At 69.1% G+C, this 19283-nt stretch carries 16 protein-coding genes; 8 read left to right on the top strand and 8 right to left on the bottom strand.

From position 1 onward, the window contains the following. Window positions 1–9: 9 nt before the first annotated feature. The gene (locus ACK4I0_RS03375) at window positions 10–1386 is read right to left on the bottom strand and encodes a leucyl aminopeptidase family protein (protein ID WP_409607991.1); all 1377 of its coding nucleotides are present in this window, start codon (window positions 1384–1386) and stop codon (window positions 10–12) included. Window positions 1387–1462: 76 nt separating this feature from the next. Between ACK4I0_RS03375 and ACK4I0_RS03370 the strand changes: the two genes are divergently transcribed. The 4 genes from ACK4I0_RS03370 to thrS all read left to right on the top strand — a co-directional run bounded on the left by ACK4I0_RS03370 (window position 1463) and on the right by thrS (window position 5034). After that, window positions 1463–2257 carry a tetratricopeptide repeat protein gene (locus ACK4I0_RS03370; RefSeq protein WP_409607989.1) on the top strand — a complete coding sequence of 265 codons (795 nt, stop codon included), beginning with the start codon at window positions 1463–1465 and terminating at the stop codon, window positions 2255–2257. A gap of 37 nt (window positions 2258–2294) precedes the next feature. Beyond that, the gene (locus ACK4I0_RS03365; protein WP_409607987.1) at window positions 2295–2765 is read left to right on the top strand and encodes an iron-sulfur cluster assembly scaffold protein; all 471 of its coding nucleotides are present in this window, start codon (window positions 2295–2297) and stop codon (window positions 2763–2765) included. A gap of 77 nt (window positions 2766–2842) precedes the next feature. Next, window positions 2843–3106 carry a membrane protein insertion efficiency factor YidD gene (yidD, locus tag ACK4I0_RS03360; RefSeq protein ID WP_409607985.1) on the top strand — a complete coding sequence of 88 codons (264 nt, stop codon included), beginning with the start codon at window positions 2843–2845 and terminating at the stop codon, window positions 3104–3106. A gap of 2 nt (window positions 3107–3108) precedes the next feature. Next, window positions 3109–5034 (top strand): threonine--tRNA ligase, encoded by a 1926-nt coding sequence (gene thrS, locus ACK4I0_RS03355; RefSeq protein WP_409607983.1) that lies wholly within the window; start codon window positions 3109–3111, stop codon window positions 5032–5034. A 16-nt stretch (window positions 5035–5050) separates the two neighbouring features. On the opposite strand, the gene dxs is transcribed toward thrS, so the two are convergent. The 6 genes from dxs to putA form a co-directional block, all read right to left on the bottom strand. Then, a complete protein-coding gene (dxs, locus tag ACK4I0_RS03350) occupies window positions 5051–6961 on the bottom strand; it encodes a 1-deoxy-D-xylulose-5-phosphate synthase (RefSeq protein ID WP_409608097.1) in 1911 nt (636 codons plus the stop codon). 55 nt (window positions 6962–7016) lie between these two features. Then, on the bottom strand, window positions 7017–7931 hold the full coding sequence (locus ACK4I0_RS03345) for a polyprenyl synthetase family protein (protein WP_409607981.1): 915 nt from the start codon (window positions 7929–7931) through the stop codon (window positions 7017–7019). Then, entirely contained in the window at window positions 7928–8272 is a 345-nt protein-coding gene (locus tag ACK4I0_RS03340) for a tRNA-binding protein (RefSeq protein WP_409607979.1), read from the bottom strand. Before ACK4I0_RS03340 ends, ACK4I0_RS03345 begins: the two co-directional genes overlap by 4 nt. Further along, window positions 8272–8526: an exodeoxyribonuclease VII small subunit gene (locus ACK4I0_RS03335; protein WP_135065915.1), complete on the bottom strand. Its 255-nt coding sequence runs from the start codon at window positions 8524–8526 to the stop codon at window positions 8272–8274. Before ACK4I0_RS03335 ends, ACK4I0_RS03340 begins: the two co-directional genes overlap by 1 nt. A gap of 49 nt (window positions 8527–8575) precedes the next feature. Further along, the gene (gene lpdA, locus ACK4I0_RS03330; RefSeq protein ID WP_409607977.1) at window positions 8576–9985 is read right to left on the bottom strand and encodes a dihydrolipoyl dehydrogenase; all 1410 of its coding nucleotides are present in this window, start codon (window positions 9983–9985) and stop codon (window positions 8576–8578) included. Window positions 9986–10065: 80 nt separating this feature from the next. After that, the gene (putA, locus tag ACK4I0_RS03325; RefSeq protein WP_409607975.1) at window positions 10066–13221 is read right to left on the bottom strand and encodes a bifunctional proline dehydrogenase/L-glutamate gamma-semialdehyde dehydrogenase PutA; all 3156 of its coding nucleotides are present in this window, start codon (window positions 13219–13221) and stop codon (window positions 10066–10068) included. 103 nt (window positions 13222–13324) lie between these two features. On the opposite strand from putA, the gene ACK4I0_RS03320 reads away from it, so the two are divergent. The 3 genes from ACK4I0_RS03320 to recQ all read left to right on the top strand — a co-directional run bounded on the left by ACK4I0_RS03320 (window position 13325) and on the right by recQ (window position 17013). Then, window positions 13325–13792 carry an Lrp/AsnC ligand binding domain-containing protein gene (locus tag ACK4I0_RS03320; RefSeq protein WP_409607973.1) on the top strand — a complete coding sequence of 156 codons (468 nt, stop codon included), beginning with the start codon at window positions 13325–13327 and terminating at the stop codon, window positions 13790–13792. 116 nt (window positions 13793–13908) lie between these two features. Next, on the top strand, window positions 13909–14994 hold the full coding sequence (locus ACK4I0_RS03315) for a glycosyltransferase family 4 protein (RefSeq protein ID WP_409608095.1): 1086 nt from the start codon (window positions 13909–13911) through the stop codon (window positions 14992–14994). A 165-nt stretch (window positions 14995–15159) separates the two neighbouring features. Next, window positions 15160–17013, top strand: a complete 1854-nt coding sequence (gene recQ / locus ACK4I0_RS03310) for a DNA helicase RecQ (protein ID WP_409607971.1) — start codon at window positions 15160–15162, stop codon at window positions 17011–17013. On the opposite strand, the gene ACK4I0_RS03305 is transcribed toward recQ, so the two are convergent. Then, window positions 16974–18305 carry a hypothetical protein gene (locus tag ACK4I0_RS03305; RefSeq protein WP_409607969.1) on the bottom strand — a complete coding sequence of 444 codons (1332 nt, stop codon included), beginning with the start codon at window positions 18303–18305 and terminating at the stop codon, window positions 16974–16976. The genes recQ and ACK4I0_RS03305 overlap by 40 nt on opposite strands. Before the next feature lie 112 nt (window positions 18306–18417). Here ACK4I0_RS03305 and mutM point away from each other — a divergent pair, with 112 nt between their 5' ends. Further along, a complete protein-coding gene (mutM, locus tag ACK4I0_RS03300; protein ID WP_409607967.1) occupies window positions 18418–19281 on the top strand; it encodes a bifunctional DNA-formamidopyrimidine glycosylase/DNA-(apurinic or apyrimidinic site) lyase in 864 nt (287 codons plus the stop codon). Window positions 19282–19283 lie beyond the last annotated feature (2 nt).

Here is a 19283-nt window from a genome sequence, read left to right as displayed (position 1 = left end):
AAGCGGACGTTAATGTGCGGAAGCGAACGCGGAAATGTGATGGAAGGCGGCGCGGATCCCTTGCGCCTCGCCGCCCTCGGGCCAGCCCGGGCGAGCGCGCGGGTTCCAGGCGAAGATGTCCAGATGCGCCCATAATCCGGTGGTCGGCGCGAACCTCTGCAGGAATAGCGCCGCCGTCACCGACCCGGCTTGCGCCCAGGCGGCTGGGTCATTCCTGAGGTCGGCGATCTCGGCCTCCAGCGCGGCACGATAGCCGGCGTGCAAAGGCATCCTCCACAGCGGATCGCGCACCGCCCGCCCCGCCGCGAGAAGGCCCTCCGCCAGTGCCTCGTCGTCGGTGTAGAGCGGCGGCAGCTCCGGTCCCAGGGCGATGCGCGCCGCGCCCGTCAGGGTGGCGAAGTCCAGTGTCAGGTCCGGCGCGTGCTCGCCCGCCCGCGTCAGAACATCCGCCAGGATCAACCGCCCCTCGGCATCGGTATTGCCCACCTCGACCGTCAGGCCCTGTCGCGTCGCGAGCACGTCACCGGGCCGGAAGGCGTCGGCCGACACGGCGTTCTCGACGGCCGCGACCAGCACCACCAGCCGCACGGGGAGATCGGCCTGAAGGATCAGGCGAGCCAGGGCCAGGGCGTGGGCCGCCCCGCCCATGTCCTTCTTCATGTTGCGCATGCCGGCGGCGGGCTTCAGGTCCAGACCGCCCGTGTCGAACACCACGCCCTTGCCGACCAGGGCGATCAGCGGACGGTCCGTCTGGTCCAGCTTCCAGCCCAGTTCGATGACGCGCGGCGCCCGATGCGGCGCGGCGGCGCGGCCCACGGCGTGCACGGCCGGGTAGTTGGCTTCGAGCAGGGCCTCCCCCTCGGTGACGGTCAGGTCCGCGTCGTGCGCCTCGGCGATCTCGCGTGCGATCGTCTCGATCTGCAACGGCCCCATGTCGGCGGCCGGGGTGTCGACCATCTCGCGGCACAGGGCGCAGGCGGCGACAATGCGGCGGCAGGCCTCAAGGTCGACGCCCTCGGCCACGGCCAGACGGGCGCGCCCGCGCTGGGGCCGCGCCTTGTAGCGGTCGAACAGATACGTCCCCAGCCCCCAGGCCACGGCCGACATCTCGGCCGCCTCGCCCTCGACGCCTTCAAGCCGCCAGTCGCCGGCGGGCAGACGCGCCGCCAGACCGCGCACGCTTAGCGGGTCGAACGCCTCGCCAGTCCCGAACCAGGCCTCGGCCGGATGCCCTTGAGCGTCCGGCACGATCAGCAGCTGCCCCGTCTTGCCGGTGAAGTCGTGCGCCTCCGCCCAGGGCGACGCGGGCGCCGCGCCGGCCGCCAGCAGCCGAATGGGACGCGCCGAAGCGTCGGCTGCGATCAGGACATCTGGACGTGCGGTCATGCGGGCGGCTCCAGCCGTTAACCAAAGTTTGACGCCGAGGTCTGAGTCTGTGCGCGATCAGCCTTGGACCCACTCCATGTCGCGCACCGCCCTCGCCCTCGCAACCTCCGCCCTTTTGCTGTCGGCTGCGCCGACCCTGGCGCAGACGCAGGGACCGGTTCCGAACTCCGCTCAGCCGCGCGTCGCCGCCGACGCCCAGACCCGCGCCACCTATGACCGCGCCGACCCGCTTTCGCGGTCGATCTTCTGGGCGCAGCAGAACGAGATCGACCCGACCGATCCTGTCGCGGGCGTCAAGCTGTCGCAGGCGCTGCGCGAGATGGGCCGCAACGATCAGGCCGCAGAGACCGCCCAAGCCGTGCTGGTGGTCCAGCCGAACAATGTGGAGGCCATGCTGGAGGCCGGGCGCGCTCATATCGCCCGCGGCCACGCCTTCTACGGCATCGGGGCCTTGGAACGCGCGCGAGATCAGGCGCCGAGCGACTGGCGGCCCCTGTCGCTGCTCGGCACGGCCTACCAGCAGGTGCGCCGCCACGAGGACGCCCAGGGCGCCTGGCGTCACGCCCTGGCCCTGTCGCCCGACAATCCCGACGTGCTCGCCAACATGGCCATGCCGCTGATGGCCGAGGGTCGCGCCGCCGAGGCCGAACCATTGCTGCGCCGCGCAGCCGCCCAGCCGGGGGTCAAGCTTCAGGTGAAGCTGAACCTGGCCATGGCCCTGGGTCTGCAAGGCAAGATGGGCGAGGCCGAGCAGATCCTGCGTCGCGAACTGCCGCCCGAATCGGCGGACCGCAACCTCGACTGGCTGCGCGCCGCCTCGGCCGAGCCGGGCGCGGCGGGCCGCACCTGGTCTTCGCTGCAAGGCGGCTGACCTTTTCGACAGGCTCGCATGAGCCTATCTTCCTTCCATGATCGACGAGCTCTACAGCGCGCGCATCCTGTCGCTGGCGGCGAATCTGCCGCACGCGGGCCGTCTGCCTGCGCCCGAGGGCACGGGCGAGCGCGTGGCCAAGCTGTGCGGCTCGCGCGCGATCGTCGACGTTGTGCTGGACGATCAGGGCCGCATCGCCGCCTTCGCCCAGGACGTGAAGACCTGCGCGCTGGGCCAGGCCGCGGCCGGCGTTCTGGGTCAGTCCGTGATCGGCGCCACCGCGCAGGAGGTCCGCGACGCCCGCGACGCCATGTCCGCCATGCTGAAGTCCGGCAGCGACGGCCCCGAGGGTCGGTTCGAGGGTCTGCGTGCGCTAAGGCAGGTCGCCGACTATCCCGCCCGCCACGCCTCGACCCTGGTGGCGGTGGAGGCGACGCTGGACGCCGTGGAGCAGGCCCTGCTCAAGCATCATAGCGACACGCGAACTGGTCTCGCCGGCGCGGCTTGAAGTCCAATCGGTTGATCGCCCTGGCGTGACGGGGGATAAGCCGGGCGAACCTCAACGAGCCCCCGGCGAAGGGACGAATGTCTCTCTATGAACGCGGCGTGCGCGGGGCCCATCGGGCCTACAAGCTCACGCTGTCCCCCCTGATCGGCCAGCAGTGCCGCTTCCTGCCGACCTGCTCGGACTATGGACGCGAGGCGCTTCTGACCCACGGTCCGGTGCGGGGCGGCTGGCTGACCGTGCGCCGACTGTGCAAATGCCATCCTTTCGGCGGTTCGGGCTACGATCCCGTTCCGGCGGCGCCGCCAAGCGCTGAACTCGGCGACAGACCTGAAGCAGACTGACGATGATCGATCTCAAATTCCCCGACGGCGCCGTTCGACAGTTCCCGCCCTCGGCCACCGGCCGCGACGTGGCCGCCTCCATCTCGCCCTCGCTGGCCAAGCGCGCGGCCCTGGTCGAGATCAACGGCCAGCAGTGGGACATGGACCGTCCGCTGGAGAGCGGCGGCGACTTCAAGCTGATCATGCGCGACGACCCCGACGCGCTGGAGACCATCCGCCACGACGCCGCCCACGTGCTGGCGCAAGCCGTGCAGGAGCTGTTCCCCGGCACCCAGGTCACCATCGGCCCGGCCATCGAGGACGGCTTCTATTACGATTTCCACCGCGCCGAGCCCTTCTCGACCGACGACTTCGCCGCCATCGAGAAGCGCATGGCCGAGATCGTCGATCGCGACGAAAAGCTGGTGCGCCAGGTCTGGGACCGCGACGAGGCCATCGCCCTGTTCGAATCCAAGGGCGAGACCTTCAAGGCCGAGCTGATCCGCGACCTGCCCGCCGACGAGACGATCACCACCTACGCCACGGGCGGCTGGGTCGACCTGTGCCGGGGGCCGCATTTCCCCTCGACCAAGTTCGTGGGCAAGGCCTTCAAACTGACCAAGCTGGCCGGGGCCTACTGGCGCGGGGACGCCAAGCGCGAGCAGCTGCAGCGCATCTACGCCACGGCCTGGGCCAACCAGGCCGACCTCGACGCCTATCTGAAGCGCATCGAGGAGGCCGAAAAGCGCGACCACCGCAAGATCGGCCGCTCGATGGAGCTCTTCCACATGCAGGAAGAGGGCCGCGGCATGGTCTTCTGGCATCCCAAGGGCTGGGTGCTGTGGCAGGTCATCGAGGCCTATATGCGCCGCCGCCTGGACAAGGCCGGCTATGTCGAGGTCAAGACGCCCCAGGTCCTGGACCGCAAGTTCTGGGAGGCCTCGGGCCACTGGGAGAAGTACCGCCCCAACATGTTCGTCTGCGAGACGGTCGAGGGCGAAGAGCTCAGCCTCAAGCCGATGAACTGCCCGGGCCACGTGCAGATCTTCGACCAGGGCCAGCGCTCGTATCGCGAACTACCGCTGCGCATGGCCGAGTTCGGCGCCTGCCACCGCTATGAGCCGTCGGGTTCGCTGCACGGCCTGATGCGCGTGCGCGGCTTCACCCAGGACGACGCCCACATCTTCTGCCGCGAGGACCAGATCGTGGAGGAGACGCGCGCCTTCATCGAACTGGCCCGCTCGGTCCACGCCGACCTGGGCATGGAGACGGCCTACATCAGCCTGGGCACCCGCCCCGAAATCCGCGCCGGTTCGGACGAGTTCTGGGACAAGGCCGAGGCCCAGATGGCCGAGGCCGCCCGCGCGGCCGGCTCGGAGCCCGTGGTCACCGAGGGCGACGGCGCCTTCTACGCGCCCAAGCTGGACTTCATCGTCAAGGACGCCATCGGCCGTGAATGGACCTGCGGCACCATCCAGCTGGACTATGTCCTGCCCGAGCGTCTGAACGCGGAATACATCGGCGAGGACGGCGGCAAGCACCGGCCGGTCATGCTGCACCGGGCCATTCTGGGCAGCTTCGAGCGGTTCATCGGCATCATGATCGAGAACTACGCCGGGGCCTTCCCGCTGTGGCTGGCCCCGACGCAAGCCGTGGTGGCGACCATCACCTCGGACGCCGACGCCTACGCCCAGGACGTGGTCGCGCGGTTCAAGGCGGCGGGGCTGCGGGTCGAGAGCGATCTGCGCAACGAGAAGATCAACTACAAGGTCCGCGAACACTCGGTCGGCAAGACGCCGGTCATCGCCGTCGTCGGCCGCAAGGAGGCCGAAGAGGGCAAGGTCGCCCTGCGCCGCCTGGGTTCGCAGGCTCAAGAAATCCTGACGATCGAAGAGGCCATCCGCGTCCTGACCGAAGAAGCGACCCCGCCCGATCTGAAGCGGGGCTGATCCGTCCGGCCGGACGTCAGGCGCGCGCGGCGCGGCTGGCGTCCAGGCCCATGGCGCGCGCCGCCGCATCGGCGATGTGCTCGGCGTTCAGGCCGGCTGCGGCATACATGAGCTCGGGCTTGTCGTGGTCCTGGAACACGTCCGGCAGATGCAGGGTGCGGACCTTCAGGCCCGCGTCCAGCGCGCCCTTTTCCGCCAGCAGTTGCAGCACGAAGGCGCCGAAGCCGCCCATGGCGCCTTCCTCGACCGTGATCAGGGCCTCGTGCTCGCGCGCCAGGCGCAGGATCATGTCGGAGTCCAGCGGCTTGGCGAAGCGGGCGTCGGCGACGGTGGCGGACACGCCGCGCGCGGCCAGCAGTTCGGCGGCCTTCAGCGATTCCTGCAGTCGCGTGCCCAGGCTCAGGATGGCGACGGACGTGCCCTCGCGCACGATCCGGCCGCGGCCGATCTCGAGCGGGGCGGCCAGTTCGGGAATCTCGACCCCGACGCCATCGCCGCGCGGATAACGGAAGGCGGAGGGCCGGTCGTCGATCTCCAGGCTGGTGGCGATCATGGCGGCCAGGTCCGCCTCGTCGGCGGCGGCCATCAGCACCATGCCCGGCAGGGCGCCCATGTAGCCGATGTCGAAACTGCCCGCGTGGGTGGCCCCGTCGGCGCCGACCAGGCCGGCCCGATCCATGGCGAAGCGCACGGGCAGCGACTGGATGGCCACGTCGTGCACCACCTGGTCGTAGCCGCGTTGAAGGAAGGTCGAATAGATGGCGCACATGGGCTTCATGCCGTCTGCGGCCAGGCCGGCGGCGAAGGTCACGGCGTGCTGTTCGGCGATACCGACGTCAAAGGTGCGCTCGGGGAAGGCCTGGCCGAACAGGTCGATGCCCGTGCCGCCCGGCATGGCCGCGGTGATGGCGATGATCGAGGGATCGCGCTGAGCGTGCTTGATCAGCTCGGTGCCGAACACCTTGGTGTAGCTGGGTGCGTTGGACTTGGCCTTGGCCTGCTGGCCTGAGACCACGTCGAACTTGACCACGCCGTGATACTTGTCGGCCGAGCTTTCGGCTGGGGCGTAGCCCTTGCCCTTCTGGGTCACGACGTGGACCAGCACCGGACGGTCGGTGATGTCGCGCGCATTCTCCAGGATGGGGACCAGGGTCTCCATGTCGTGGCCGTCGATCGGCCCGACGTAGTAGAAGCCCAGTTCCTCGAAGAAGGTGCCGCCGGTGACCATGCCCCGGGCGTATTCCTCGGCCTTCTTGGCGGCGTTGCGGAAGGGGCGCGGCATGTGCTCGGCCACCTTCTTCCCGAAGCGGCGGAAGTTCTGATAGGCGCCGCCCGACACCAGGCCCGCCAGATAGGCGCTCATCCCGCCGACGGGCGGCGCAATGGACATGTCGTTGTCGTTCAGGATGACGGTCAACTGGCCGGTGGTCTCGGCCGCGTTGTTCATCGCCTCATAGGCCATGCCGGCCGACATCGAGCCGTCGCCGATCACCGCCACGACGCGGTTGTCCTGGCCCTTGGCGTCGCGCGCTGCGGCGAAGCCCAGCGCCGCCGAGATCGAGGTCGAGGCGTGGGCCGCGCCGAACGGGTCGTATTCGCTCTCCGAGCGCTTGGTGAAGCCCGACAGGCCCCCGCCCTGGCGCAGGGTGCGGATGCGGTCGCGGCGCCCGGTCAGGATCTTGTGCGGATAGCATTGATGCCCGACGTCCCAAATGAGGATGTCCTTGGGCGTCTCGAACACATGGTGCAGGGCGACGGTCAGCTCGACCACGCCCAGCGCCGAGCCCAGGTGGCCGCCGGTCACCGACACGGCGTCGATCACCTCGGCGCGCACTTCGCTGGCCAGTTGCGCCAGCTGCTCGGTCGAGAAGCCGCGCGTGTCGGCGGGATAGGTGACGGTGTCGAGAAGCGGAGTATCGAGCATCAGAGTGTTCTAGCCATTCACGGCTCGACAGGCGAGCGGGGATGCGAGGGCGGCATTCCTAGCCCCGGCGCTTGCTCAGCACGTAGTCGACGCTGGCCTTCAGGATTTCGCCGTCATGGCCGAACAGGTCCAGGTGGCTGCGGGCCTGGTCGGCCAGGTGCGCGACCCTGTGTCGCGCCTGATCGACGCCGAGCAGGGTGACGAAGTTGGTCTTGCCGCGCTCGGCGTCCTTGCCGCCGCCCTTCTTGCCCATGACCGCCTCGTCGCCTTCGACGTCCAGCAGGTCGTCGACAATCTGATAGGCCAGGCCGACGTCATGGGCGAAGCTGATCAGGGCGTGCCGCTGGGCGTTGGTGGCGTCGGCGACGATCAGCGGAATCTCGAAAGCGTAGGCGAACAGGGCGCCGGTCTTGAGACGCTGCATCCGGGCGACCCCGCCCAGGTCATCGCGCACGCCGATCAGATCGATCATCTGGCCGCCGGCCATGCCGCGCGCGCCCGACGCCAGCGACAGCCGCGCCGCCAGTTCGCAACGCACGGCGGGATCCTCGTGCGTGTCCTCGTGCAGGATGATGTCGAATGCGGCGGTCTGCAGCGCATCACCCGCCAGCACGGCCGTGGCCTCATCATAGGCGCGGTGCAGCGTCGGCCGGCCGCGACGGATGTCGTCGTCGTCCATGCAGGGCAGGTCGTCGTGGACCAGCGAATAGGCGTGGACGCATTCTAGGGCGCAGGCGGCGCGCAGCACGGCGCGCTCGTCCAGTTCGAACAGGCGCGCGGCCTCCAGGGCGAAGAAAGGCCGCAGGCGTTTGCCGGGACCCAGCGCCGCATAGCGCATGGCTTCGGTCAGGCGCGCTTCAGGTCCGTCGGCGCGGGGCAGCAGTTCATCGAGCGCGACCGTGACCAGGTCGGCGGTCTCGGTGACGCGGTCGATCACCGCCTGTTCAGGCGAGTTGGCGGCCAAGACGGTCAAAACAGCCTCCCGCCGACAACGGCGTCGCGATCGACCCCGACCAGAACCACTTCGCCGTCCGCGTCTGGAAAACCCAGCGTCAGCACTTCGCTCATCACCGGCCCGATCTGGCGCGGCGGGAAGTTCACGACCGCGGCCACCAGCCGGCCGTCCAGCTGGTCGGGGGTGTAGTGTCTGGTGATCTGGGCCGAGGATTTCTTGACGCCGATCTCGGGTCCGAAATCGATCTGAAGCTTGAAGGCGGGCTTTCGCGCCTCGGGGAAGGGCTCGGCCTTCACCACGCGGCCGATGCGGATGTCGACCTTCTGAAAATCGTCGAAGCGGATGACCGGCGCCGTCATCAGCCGAAGTCCGCCGGCTCGACGCCGCGCGCGGCGCCGTCGGGGCCGACGACGATCTTCTCGACCCGCAGCTGGGCGGCCTTGAGCCGCGCCTCGCAATGCGCCTTTAGCCGCGCGCCCTCTTCATACAGGGCGATGGATTCCTCCAGCGGCGCCTGGCCGGATTCCAGCCGCGACACGATGGTCTCCAGCCGCGCCAGGGCGGCCTCGAAGCTGAGGGTGTCGTCGATGGTCTGGGGTGCGGCGTCGGTCATGGCCGGCAACCTAGAAGGGCCGGCCTGACGCGGCAACCGGCAAGGCGGATCAGGCCTGCATGGTCCAGCCCTCGACGCCCATGGCGGCCTGTTTGACGGCCTCGGAGCGCGTGGGGTGGGGGTGGCAGGTGCGGGCGATGTCCTCGGACGAGCCGCCGAAGGCCATGGTGATGCAGGCCTCGCCGATCATCTCGCCGGCCTGGGGCCCGAAGATGTGCACGCCCAGCACGCGGTCGGTGGCGGCGTCGGCCAGCACCTTCACGAAGCCGTCGGTCTCGTGGTTGATCTTGGCGCGGCTGTTGGCGGCGAAGGGGAACTTGCCCTTCTTGTACTGGACGCCGGCCTCTTTCAGCTGGTCCTCGGTCTTGCCGACCCAGGCGACTTCCGGGGCGGTGTAGACGACGCTGGGGACCAGGTCGTAGTCGACGTGGCCGGCCTTGCCCGCGATCAGCTCGATCACGGCCACGGCGTCTTCCTCGGCCTTGTGGGCCAGCATGGGGCCGTACGTCACGTCGCCGATGACCCAGACGCCCTCGGCCGAGGTCTTGAAGTGGTCGTTGGCGATGAAGCCGCGCTTGTCGGTCTCGATCCCGACCGTCTCCAGGCCCAGGTCGGCGGTGTAGGGACGCCGGCCGATGGCGACCAGGACCACGTCGCCCTTCAGAGTCTCGGCCGCGCCGCCGGCCGAGGGCTCGACGGTCAGTTCGACGCCGTCCTTGACCGACTTGGCGGCGGTGACTTTCGAGCCGAGCTTGAACGTCATGCCCTGTTTGGTCAGGCCGCGCTGGAAGGCCGTGGCGACCTCGGAATCCATGCCCGGCGTGATCCGGTCCAGGAACTCGACCACCGTCACCTGAGCGCCGAGACGACGCCAGACCGAGCCCAGCTCGAGCCCGATGATGCCGGCGCCGACGACGATCAGATGCTTGGGCACAGACGACAGGGCCAGAGCGCCGGTCGAATCGATCACCTTGCCCGCCTCGAAGGCGACGCCCGGCAGCGGCGTGGGCTCGGAGCCCGTGGCGATGACGATGTGTTTGGCGTCCAGCACGGTCTTGCCGGCGTCGCCGTCCACTTCGACCTTGCCCTTGCCGGCGATGCGGCCGCGGCCCTTGATCCAGTCGACCTTGTTCTTCTTGAACAGGAATTCGATGCCCTTGGTCAGGCCCGCGACGCTGTCATCCTTGGCCTTGTGCATCTGGCCCAGGTTCAGCTTGGGCTTCACCTCGATGCCGATGCCGGCGAACTCCGAGTTGGCCAGGTCATAGAGCTCGGACGCGTGCAGCAGGGCCTTGGACGGCATGCAGCCGACGTTGAGGCAGGTGCCGCCCAGCGTGCCGCGCATCTCGACGCAGGCCGCCTTGAGGCCTAGCTGGCCCGCGCGGATCGCGGCGTTATAGCCGCCCGGCCCGCCGCCGATGATGACCACGTCGTAGGAAGCGGATTGTGCGTCGGCCATGGGGTCCTCTGGATCGGGCGCGGGGAAGGCGGCGGATGCTAGCGATCGACCCCGAGGGGTCAACCGCGCGCAAAGTCGAGTTACAGATTCAGCAGGGCGGGGTCGCCGCCCTGGGCCGCGATGTTGACGGTGATGGCTTTTTCCGCCGCATAGCGGATCAGGCTGTTGGGACCGCCCGCCTTCGGTCCGGTGCCCGACAGGCCCTCGCCGCCGAACGGCTGGACGCCGACCACCGCGCCGGTGATCGAGCGGTTGACGTAGACGTTGCCGGCCGGAACCAGGCGCGTCACCTCTTCGGCGAAGGCCTCGATGCGGCTGTGCACGCCCAGCGTCAGGCCGAAGCCGCGCGCCGCCAGCTTGCCCGCCACCGTCTTCAGGTTGTCGGGGTCGTAGCGATAGATGTGCAGGACGGGGCCGAACACCTCCCGCTCCAGGAAGTCCGGGGTCGGGATCTCGGCGATAACGGGCGCAAAGTAGTCGCCCTGCCCGGCCCCCGCATTGGCGCTGGGGGCCAGTTCGGCGCGGGCGATGACGGTGGCCTCCTGCTCCAGGCGGGCCAGGTGCCGATCGAGCGATTCACGCGACTCCGCGTCGATAACCGGCCCGATGTCGGTGGCCGGGTCGGACGGGTCGCCCACAACCTGGGCCGCCAGCGCGCCTTTCAGTCCGGCGATCAGCTCCTCGGCCGAATCCTTGGGCACATAGAGGATGCGGAGCGCCGAGCAGCGCTGGCCAGCCGACCCGAAGGCCGAGGCGATGACGTCGTCCAGCACCTGTTCGCGCAGGGCCGTGGTGTCCACGAACATGCCGTTCAGGCCGCCGGTCTCGGCGATGAAGGGGATGATGGCGCCGGGGCGAGCCGCGATGGACTTGTTGATGGCCCAGGCCGTGTCGGTGCCGCCGGTGAAGGCGACGCCGTCGATGCCCGGATGGCTGACCAGCTTGGCGCCGACCGTGTCGCCGCGTCCGGGCGTCAGGGCCAGCAGATCGGCCTTCAGACCCGCCTTGTGGAACAGGCGCACCGCCTCGGCGGCGACCAGCGGCGTCTGTTCGGCCGGCTTGGCCAGCACCGCGTTGCCGGCGGCCAGCGCGGCCGCGACCTGGCCGGTGAAGATCGCCAGGGGGAAGTTCCACGGGCTGATGCAGGCGAACACGCCACGGCCGTGCAGCATCAGCTGGTTGGTCTCGCCGACCGGGCCGGTCAGCGTCTCAAGCCCGGCGAACTGCGTCTCGGCCAGCAGGGCGTAGTAGCGGCAGAAGTCGGCGGCCTCGCGCACCTCGGCGACGCCGTCGTTCAGCGTCTTGCCCGCCTCGCGGCTGAGCAGGGCGACGAAGCGGTCCATCTCGCCTTCCAGGGCGTCGGCCATGGCGCGCAGAACGGCCGCGCGCGCCGCGCCGCCTGAGCGGTCCCAGGCGATCTGCGCCTTGGAGGCCAGTTCGACCGCACGGTCGATGTCGGCGGCCGAGGCCTCGGAAACATGGCCCAGCACGCTGCCGCGATCGGCGGGGTTGGTGACGTCCTGCGCGTTCTCGCCGGCCAGCAGCACGCCGCCGACGATGGGGCCGGAGTTAATCTTCTCGCGGTCGATCAGGTCCAGGGCGACGGCGTGCCGATCGCGTTCAGCGGCCTGCGAATAGTCGCGGCCGAGGGAGTTCAGGCGGTTTCCATACATGTGCTGAGGGACCGGGATCTTGGGGTGAGGGCCGGGCGCGGCTTCCACCACGGCGATGGGGTCAAAGGCGACGGCTGAGGCAGGCACACGCTCGTCCAGCAGGGCGTGCACGAAGGAGGAGTTGGCGCCGTTCTCCAGCAGGCGGCGCACCAGATAGGGCAGCAGCTCTTCATGGCCGCCGACGGGGGCGTAGGCGCGCACGACAACGCGCTGGCCCTTCCAGGCCTCTAGGGCAGCGTCGTACAGGGGCTCGCCCATGCCGTGCAGGCGCTGGAACTCGACATCGACTTCCGCCTCCGTCGCCATGCGGTGCACGGCGGCCAGAGACACGGCGTTGTGGGTGGCGAACTGGCCGTAAAGATGCGGCGCGGCGTCCAGCATGATGCGGGCGCACACTAGATAGTTTAGATCCGTCGCGGCCTTGGTGGTGTAGACTGGATAGTCTGGACGTCCGGCCACCTGGGCGCGCTTGATCTCGGTGTCCCAGTAGGCGCCCTTGACCAGGCGGACCATCAGGCGGCGCTTGGACGAACGGGCCAGTTCGGCCAGGCGGCAGATCACATCGGGCGCACGCTTCTGATAGGCCTGGACGGCCAGGCCTAGGCCCTTCCAGTCGCCCAGCTCCGGCTCACGCGCCAGCCGCTCCAGCAGCTTGAGCGAAAGGGCCAGACGGTCGGCCTCTTCGGCGTCCATGCAGAAGTTGATGTCATAGCCGGCGGCGATGATCGCCAGGCGCTTGATGCGGGGATACAGTTCCTCCCACACCCGATCCTCGTGCACCGCCTCATAGCGCGGCGACAGGGCCGACAGCTTGACCGACACGCCGTGCCCGGTCTGGGGACCGCGCATGTCCGGCCGGTCCTTGCGGGCCTTGCCGACAGCGTGGATCGAGTCGGCGTAGATGCGCTCATACCGCTCGGCGTCGGCGGCGGTGCGCGCGCCCTCGCCCAGCATGTCGAAACTGCACAGCCAGCCATTGCGGTTGGCCCGCTTCAGGGCGCCGCCGATGGTGCGGCCCAGCACGAACTGTTCGCCCATCATGCGAACGGCGGCGGCCACGGCCTGGCGGATCACCGGCTCGCCGATGCGGCCGGCCACGCGCTTGAGGAAGCCGGGCAGGTCGCGCTTGGCGTCCTCGTCCACGTCCACCAGCTTGCCGGTCAGCATCAGGCCCCAGGTCGAGGCGTTGACGAACAGGCTTTCGGACTGGCCCAGGTGCTTGGCCCAGTCGGCCGAGCCGATCTTCTCGGCGATCAGGCGATCGCGGGTGTCTTCGTCCGGCGTGCGCAGCAGGGCCTCGGCCAGACACATCAGCGCCAGCCCCTCGCGGGTGCCCAACGAAAACTCCTGCAGAAAGCTCTCGACCACCCCCTGGCGGTCGGCGCCCTTGCGCGCACGCTCGACCAGATCGACGGCGTCCTCGACGACGGCGGCGCGCTGTTCGGGGGTCAGCGGCGTGCGCGACAGCAGATCGCAGACGGCCTCGCGTTCGTCGCGGAATTTGTGGCGATCCAGCTGATCCCAGTGAGCCAGGTCAGAGGGCCTGAAGTCCGACGGCGACATCGCGTTTCTCATGCTGTTGCTGAGCGCCCTATAGGGCTGACCGAACCGAATGTCCGTCGTATGATAACCGCAGCACTCGAAGATCGTTCGGCGAAAACCTGAAATGACCATGCAGATTCTGGACGCCGTGGACCGCCGCCTGCTGCGGGTGCTTCAGGTGGAGGGGCGCATATCCAATGCGGAGCTGGCCAAGCGCTGCAATCTGTCGCCGGCCGCCTGTTTCGAGCGGGTGCGGCGGCTGCGCGAACGCCGGGTCATCACCGGATACGCCGCCCTGATCGATCCCACGATGGCGGGGCGCGGCCTGCTGATCTTCGTGGAGGTGCTGCTGGACCGGACCACCGGTGACGTGTTCGAGGCCTTCGCCGCCGCCGTGCGCGCCCAGCCCGAAGTGCTGGAGTGCCACATGGTCGCCGGCGGCTTCGACTATCTGATCAAGGCCCGCGTCGGCGACATGGACGCCTATCGCGTCTTCCTGGGCGACGTCCTGGTCAAGATGCCCGGCGTGCGCGAGACCCGCACCTACGCCGTGCTGGAAGAGGTGAAGTCCACGACCGTGCTGCCCTTGTAAGACCTTCGGCGCTCCTATCGCGAGCCGAGCGTAGCCCCTAACCATGTCTCGCCATCGTCATTCTAAGGCGCTAGAGCTTGTCGCCCCGCGAACGGCTGGAAGGCCCGTCCGACTGCATGCGTATCGTACTGGCCACCGACGCCTGGGAGCCCCAGGTCAACGGCGTCGTCCGCACCCTGACCCGCACCGTGGCCGAGTGCCGCGCCATGGGTCATGAGGTCGAGGTCATCGAACCCAGCCAGTTCAAGACCATCCCCTGCCCCACCTATCCGGAAATCCGGCTGGCCCTGGGCGCCGAGGAAGAGATCCGCGAGCGGCTGCGCGCCTTCGAGCCCGAGGCGGTGCATATCGCCACCGAAGGACCAATCGGCATCGCCACGCGGCGCATCTGCGTGGAGTGGAAGCTGCCGTTCACGACCAGCTATCACACCAAATTCCCCGAATATGTCTCGGCCCGTTTCCCGATCCCGGTGCAGGTCGGCTACGCCTACATGAAGTGGTTCCACAAGCCGTCGGGCCGGCTGATGGTGGCGACGCCGACGCTGCGCGACGAGCTGGTCGAACATGGCTTCAAGAACGTCTCGCCTTGGTCGCGCGGGGTGGACACCGAGCTGTTCCGCCCGGACCTGGAGCCCATCTACGCCGAGATGGGCGGCGCCGACTGGCCGCGACCGTTCTTCCTCAACGTCGGCCGAGTGGCGGTCGAGAAGAACATCGAGGCCTTCCTCGAAACCGACCTGCCGGGCACCAAGATCATCGTCGGGGACGGCCCGGCGCGCGCCGATCTTCAGGCCAAATATCCCGAGGCCAAGTTCCTGGGCGCCAAGTTCGGCGAGGATCTGGCGCGGTGCTTCGCCGACGCCGACGTCTTCGTCTTCCCCAGCTGGACCGACACCTTTGGCCTGGTGATCCTGGAGGCCATGGGCACGGGCACGCCGGTCGCCGCCTATCCGGCGCACGGGCCCATCGACATCATTCCGGGCTCGAACGCCGGCGCCATCGACGACGACCTGAAGACTGCCTGCCTGGATGCGCTGAAGTGCGACCGGGCGGACGTCCGCGCCTATGCGGAGAAGTTCAGCTGGCGCGCTTCGGCCGAGCAGTTCGTTGAGAATCTTCAGCCCTATCCCGAACCCGAGCGGGGCCGCTTCTGGCGCCGGCTGCGGCGCATCGCGCGGCTGAGACGGAAAGCGGCGGCTTAACGCCCACCGCTCATCCCGGCGGACGCCGGGACCCCAGTAAGAGCCGCGAAGGCGCCCGCCAATCCCAAGTCTCGTCCTTAGCCAAAGGACTGGGTCCCGGCGTCCGCCGGGATGACCGGGTGAGGATGTCTTCCCCCTCGCCGCTCAATCCGGCACAAGCCCCCGATGCCTGACGACTCACGCCCGCACGACCCGCTCGCCCCCGCGCGAGAGGTGCTGACGCGCGTCTGGGGCCATGCGGATTTTCGCGGCCTCCAGGCCCAGGTGGTCAACGAGGCCCTGGCCGGGCGCGACGTCATGGCCGTACTGCCGACCGGCGGCGGCAAGTCGGTCTGCTATCAGATCCCGGCCATGCTGCGCCCCGGCGTCGGCCTGGTTGTGTCGCCCCTGATCGCCCTGATGACCGACCAGGTGGAAGCGCTGAAGCAGCAGGGCGTGGCCGCCGCCCGGCTGGATTCCGGCGTGTCGATGGACGACCGCTCGGCCATCTGGCGCGCCGCGCGGGCGGGCGAGTTGGACCTGCTTTACGTCTCGCCCGAAGGCCTGGCCCAGCCGCACATGATCGACCGGCTGCACGACATCGACCTGTCGCTGATCGCCATCGACGAGGCGCACTGCGTCTCGCAATGGGGTCACGACTTCCGCCCCGACTACCGCACTTTGGGACGCCTGGCCGAGCTGTTCCCCGGCGTGCCCCGCATCGCCGTCACCGCCACCGCCGACGTCCGCACGCGCGAGGACATCGTCGCCTCCCTGAGGCTGGGCGAGGCCCGCGTCTTCGTCGACAGCTTCGCGCGTCCGAACCTGCAGCTGGCGGTCGAGCGCAAGGAAAGCGCCTCGCGCGCCAAGACCGATCAGAAGGTCATCGACCTGGTGCGCGAGCGTCGCGGCAAGTCCGGCGTTGTCTATTGCGGCAGCCGCGACGGCTGCGAACGCGTGGCCCAGGCGCTGCGCGACGCCGGGACCAACGCCATCGCCTATCACGCCGGCATGGACGCCAAGGAACGCGACCGGCGGCTGGAGCGGTTCCTGGCCGAGGACGGGGCGGTGATGGTGGCGACCATCGCGTTCGGCATGGGGGTCGACAAGCCGGACGTGCGCTTCGTCATCCACGCCGATCCGCCGGGCAGCCTGGAGGCCTATTGGCAGGAGATCGGCCGTGCGGGCCGCGATGGCGAGCCGGCCGAGGGCATCACCCTGTACGGCCCCTCCGACATCGCCTGGAGCCTGCGCCGCATGGAAGGCCGGCCCATGGCCGAAGAGATCAAGGCGGTGCAGACCCGCAAGGTGCGCCAGCTGTTCGCCATGCTGGACGGCGCGGCCTGTCGCCCCCAGGCGGTGCGGCGCTATTTCGGAGAGACGGACGCCGAACCGTGCGGCGTGTGCGACATCTGCGGCGACCCGCCCCGCATCTATGACGCCCTGGTCCCGGCCCAGAAGGCGCTGGCGGCGGTGCAGCGGCTGGGCGAGCGGTTCGGCCGCGGCCGGGTGGTCGACCACCTGACCGGCCGCACCAAGGACGTTCAGCCGTGGGAGACGGCCCTGTCGACCTGGTCTATCGGCGCGGACCTGTCGATCACGGCCTGGCGCGACGTCATCGATCACCTGATGTTCGAAGGCCTGCTGGTCGAGGATCCCAACGAGGGCAAGCCGCTGATCCGGCTGGGTGATCCCGAGGCGGTGCGCGCCGTCTATCGCGGCGAGACGCCGGTTCAGGTGCGCGAACCCGTGATCCGCTCGGCCGTCGAGCGCCCGCGCCGCAACGCCGGCCGCAACCTGGCGGTCGAGGCGCTGGATGCGGACGTGCGCGCCCGCTTCGATCAGCTGCGCGCCTGGCGCCGCGACCGGGCGGCCGAACAGCACGTTCCGCCCTATGTCATCTTCCAGGACAAGACCCTGGTCGAGATCGCCATCGCCGAGCCCCGCAGCCTGGACGCCCTGGCCCGCATCTCCGGCGTCGGCGCCGGCAAGCTGGACCGCTACGGCAAGGGCGTGCTGGATGTGCTGGCGTCGGGCTGAGCTGCGGCGCGCGCCAGGACGAGGGGATCGTCGCCCAGGCCCGGCGCGATTTGAACCGGCCAGCGACAGGCCAGCGAGACGGCGTCGCGCATTTCAGTAACCGGCTTTCGGTCACCCTTCATGTAGGCCTCGATGTCTTTTCGGATGTCCGCGAGCGAGGGTTCGGCGGCGAAGTTCGCCACGCTCGCTCGGCCGTCGCACCGGTATTCGTCCAGGAAATAGGCGTCGGCGCCGTCGAGAAAATCCCGGCGCACGCTGAGCCAGAATCCGCGCGGCGGCGCGTCGGGCGCCGTCGGCGAGAACACGCCGACCTTCAGACCTTCCAGGCCAGGGAAAAGCGGTCCCGGGCGATCGAACAGGGTGACGCGCCCGCCGTCGACGGGGAATGTCGCGATTTCCTGGACCCCAGGCTCGGCGCGCAGTGCGTCCAAGGAAGCCGCCAGCATGGCGTCGCGCTCGGTGCCGTATGCCGAAGCGTCGCGGCGTGCGGCGTGCGCGGCCATGGCGACCTGGCTGGCGAACCCGCCGATGGGCGCAGGCGCCGGACGTGGCACCGGACCCATGACGGCCAGGGCCTGGTCCGGCTCTAAGGCGTCCAAGTGTATCTGCGCCCGCATGACACGCGCGTGCCAGGAGGGTTCGCCCTCGCCGCAAAGGCTGATGATGCGCTCGCTTGCGGCGGCGGCGCCCGCCTGATCGCCGACGGACATTCGTAGCGCGGCGTCGCTCCACAGCGGTCCGACAGCCGCGCAATCGCTGACCGAAGCCGGATCGACGCTGGCGGGTCGGACCATTTCCAGCCTCACGGCGGCCGCCGCAGGCAGCAGGTCAATATAGGCCGCCGGCGAGCCGCAGATCGAACCGCCTAGGGCCGGCACGCCGCCCAGCACCGTGAGGCCGCACAGGTCCAGGCGCGCCGCGTCATGATCGCTGATGCCCGGATCGCTGATCTGGACATTGATCAGGCTTCCAGGTCGGCCGTTCACGCCGGGCTGATAGACCGGCATGGTTCGTACCTGCGTCACTCCAGCCGTGGCCCGGAGCGCCTCCGCACCCAAAGGATCAAGCTCGACGCCGCGGAGACCATGCCGCATCAGGAACGACAGGGCGTACTGAGCTTGTCGATCTCCGGCGTCGCTGCGTTCACGCAGGTTCTCTACCGGCTCGCTGAGGGCCATCTTCAAGGGCGCATTGCGCTGGATCGGATCGACCGTCGTCGCGCAGCCGACAACCAAAAATGAAGATGCGCAGACCAAGGCCAGCCCTAGGATGGACACAAGGCGAGACGTCATCGGCATTTCCCCCGCCCTCCCCCTGAGGACTTCAGCCTGGATTATCTCGGATTCGTGGTGGTTTCACCTGTTTCGTGAAGCGGTTACAGCATGGCTCGAAGTAGGAGCCGCCATGCCTGAACTGCCCGAAGTCGAGACCGTGCGTCGGGGGCTGGAGCCCGTGCTGGCCGGCGCGCGGATGACGCGGGTGCGGATCAATCGGCCCGACCTTCGCTTTCCGTTTCCCGAGCGGTTCGTCGAGCGGCTGGAGGGGGCGATCGTCGAGCGGATCGAGCGCCGGGCCAAGTATCTGCTGATGCCCCTGTCGACCGGCGAGACCTGGATCACCCACCTGGGCATGACGGGCCGCTTCACCCTGGACGGGACTCAGCTGGGCGAGTTCGAGGAGCCCGCGCCCATCGCCGGTAAGCACGAGCATTTCAGCGCCTGCGCCACGCGCGACGGCGTGACCACGCGGATCGGTTTCGCCGACGCCCGCCGGTTCGGCTTCATGGGCCTGATCGCGACAGAGGCCGTGGAGGCCCATCCCTGGTTCGCCGCCCTGGGCCCCGAGCCGCTGGGCAACGGCTTTTCGGGCGCGCATCTGGCCGAGGCGTTCAAGGGCAAGAGCCAGAACATCAAGGTCAGCCTGCTGGATCAGAGAATCGTGGCGGGGCTGGGCAACATCTACGTCTGCGAGGCCCTGTATCGCGCACGCATTTCGCCCTTGATCGCGGCCGGCAAGATCACGCGGCCCCGGCTGGAGCGGCTGGCGGTGGAAGTGGTGGCCGTGCTGCGCGACGCCATCGAAGCGGGGGGCTCTACCCTGCGCGACTTCGCCAACGCCGACGGCGGCCAGGGCTATTTCCAGCATCGCTTCGACGTCTATGGCCGCGAGGGCCAACCGTGCCGGGGTGACGGCTGTACGGGCGTGGTCAAGCGCATCGTCCAGGGCGGCCGCTCGACCTTCTACTGCCCCAGCTGCCAGAAGCGCTGAGC

This window comes from Brevundimonas sp. (assembly GCF_046295775.1).
In the GTDB taxonomy this organism is placed as follows: domain Bacteria; phylum Pseudomonadota; class Alphaproteobacteria; order Caulobacterales; family Caulobacteraceae; genus Brevundimonas.
This window is presented reverse-complemented; position numbering and strand designations above follow the sequence as displayed.

Bases quoted from the DNA above. Each gene is read 5' to 3' on its own strand.
- putA (WP_409607975.1), bottom strand. From the start codon at position 13,221: ATGTCGCCGTCGGACTTCAGGCCCTCTGACCTGGCTCACTGGGATCAG.
- ACK4I0_RS03370 (WP_409607989.1), top strand. From the start codon at position 1,463: ATGTCGCGCACCGCCCTCGCCCTCGCAACCTCCGCCCTTTTGCTGTCG.
- ACK4I0_RS03365 (WP_409607987.1), top strand. From the start codon at position 2,295: ATGATCGACGAGCTCTACAGCGCGCGCATCCTGTCGCTGGCGGCGAAT.
- ACK4I0_RS03320 (WP_409607973.1), top strand. From the start codon at position 13,325: ATGACCATGCAGATTCTGGACGCCGTGGACCGCCGCCTGCTGCGGGTG.
- ACK4I0_RS03335 (WP_135065915.1), bottom strand. From the start codon at position 8,526: ATGACCGACGCCGCACCCCAGACCATCGACGACACCCTCAGCTTCGAG.
- ACK4I0_RS03305 (WP_409607969.1), bottom strand. From the start codon at position 18,305: ATGACGTCTCGCCTTGTGTCCATCCTAGGGCTGGCCTTGGTCTGCGCA.
- lpdA (WP_409607977.1), bottom strand. From the start codon at position 9,985: ATGGCCGACGCACAATCCGCTTCCTACGACGTGGTCATCATCGGCGGC.
- recQ (WP_409607971.1), top strand. From the start codon at position 15,160: ATGCCTGACGACTCACGCCCGCACGACCCGCTCGCCCCCGCGCGAGAG.
- yidD (WP_409607985.1), top strand. From the start codon at position 2,843: ATGTCTCTCTATGAACGCGGCGTGCGCGGGGCCCATCGGGCCTACAAG.
- ACK4I0_RS03315 (WP_409608095.1), top strand. From the start codon at position 13,909: ATGCGTATCGTACTGGCCACCGACGCCTGGGAGCCCCAGGTCAACGGC.
- ACK4I0_RS03375 (WP_409607991.1), bottom strand. From the start codon at position 1,386: ATGACCGCACGTCCAGATGTCCTGATCGCAGCCGACGCTTCGGCGCGT.
- ACK4I0_RS03340 (WP_409607979.1), bottom strand. From the start codon at position 8,272: ATGACGGCGCCGGTCATCCGCTTCGACGATTTTCAGAAGGTCGACATC.
- thrS (WP_409607983.1), top strand. From the start codon at position 3,109: ATGATCGATCTCAAATTCCCCGACGGCGCCGTTCGACAGTTCCCGCCC.
- mutM (WP_409607967.1), top strand. From the start codon at position 18,418: ATGCCTGAACTGCCCGAAGTCGAGACCGTGCGTCGGGGGCTGGAGCCC.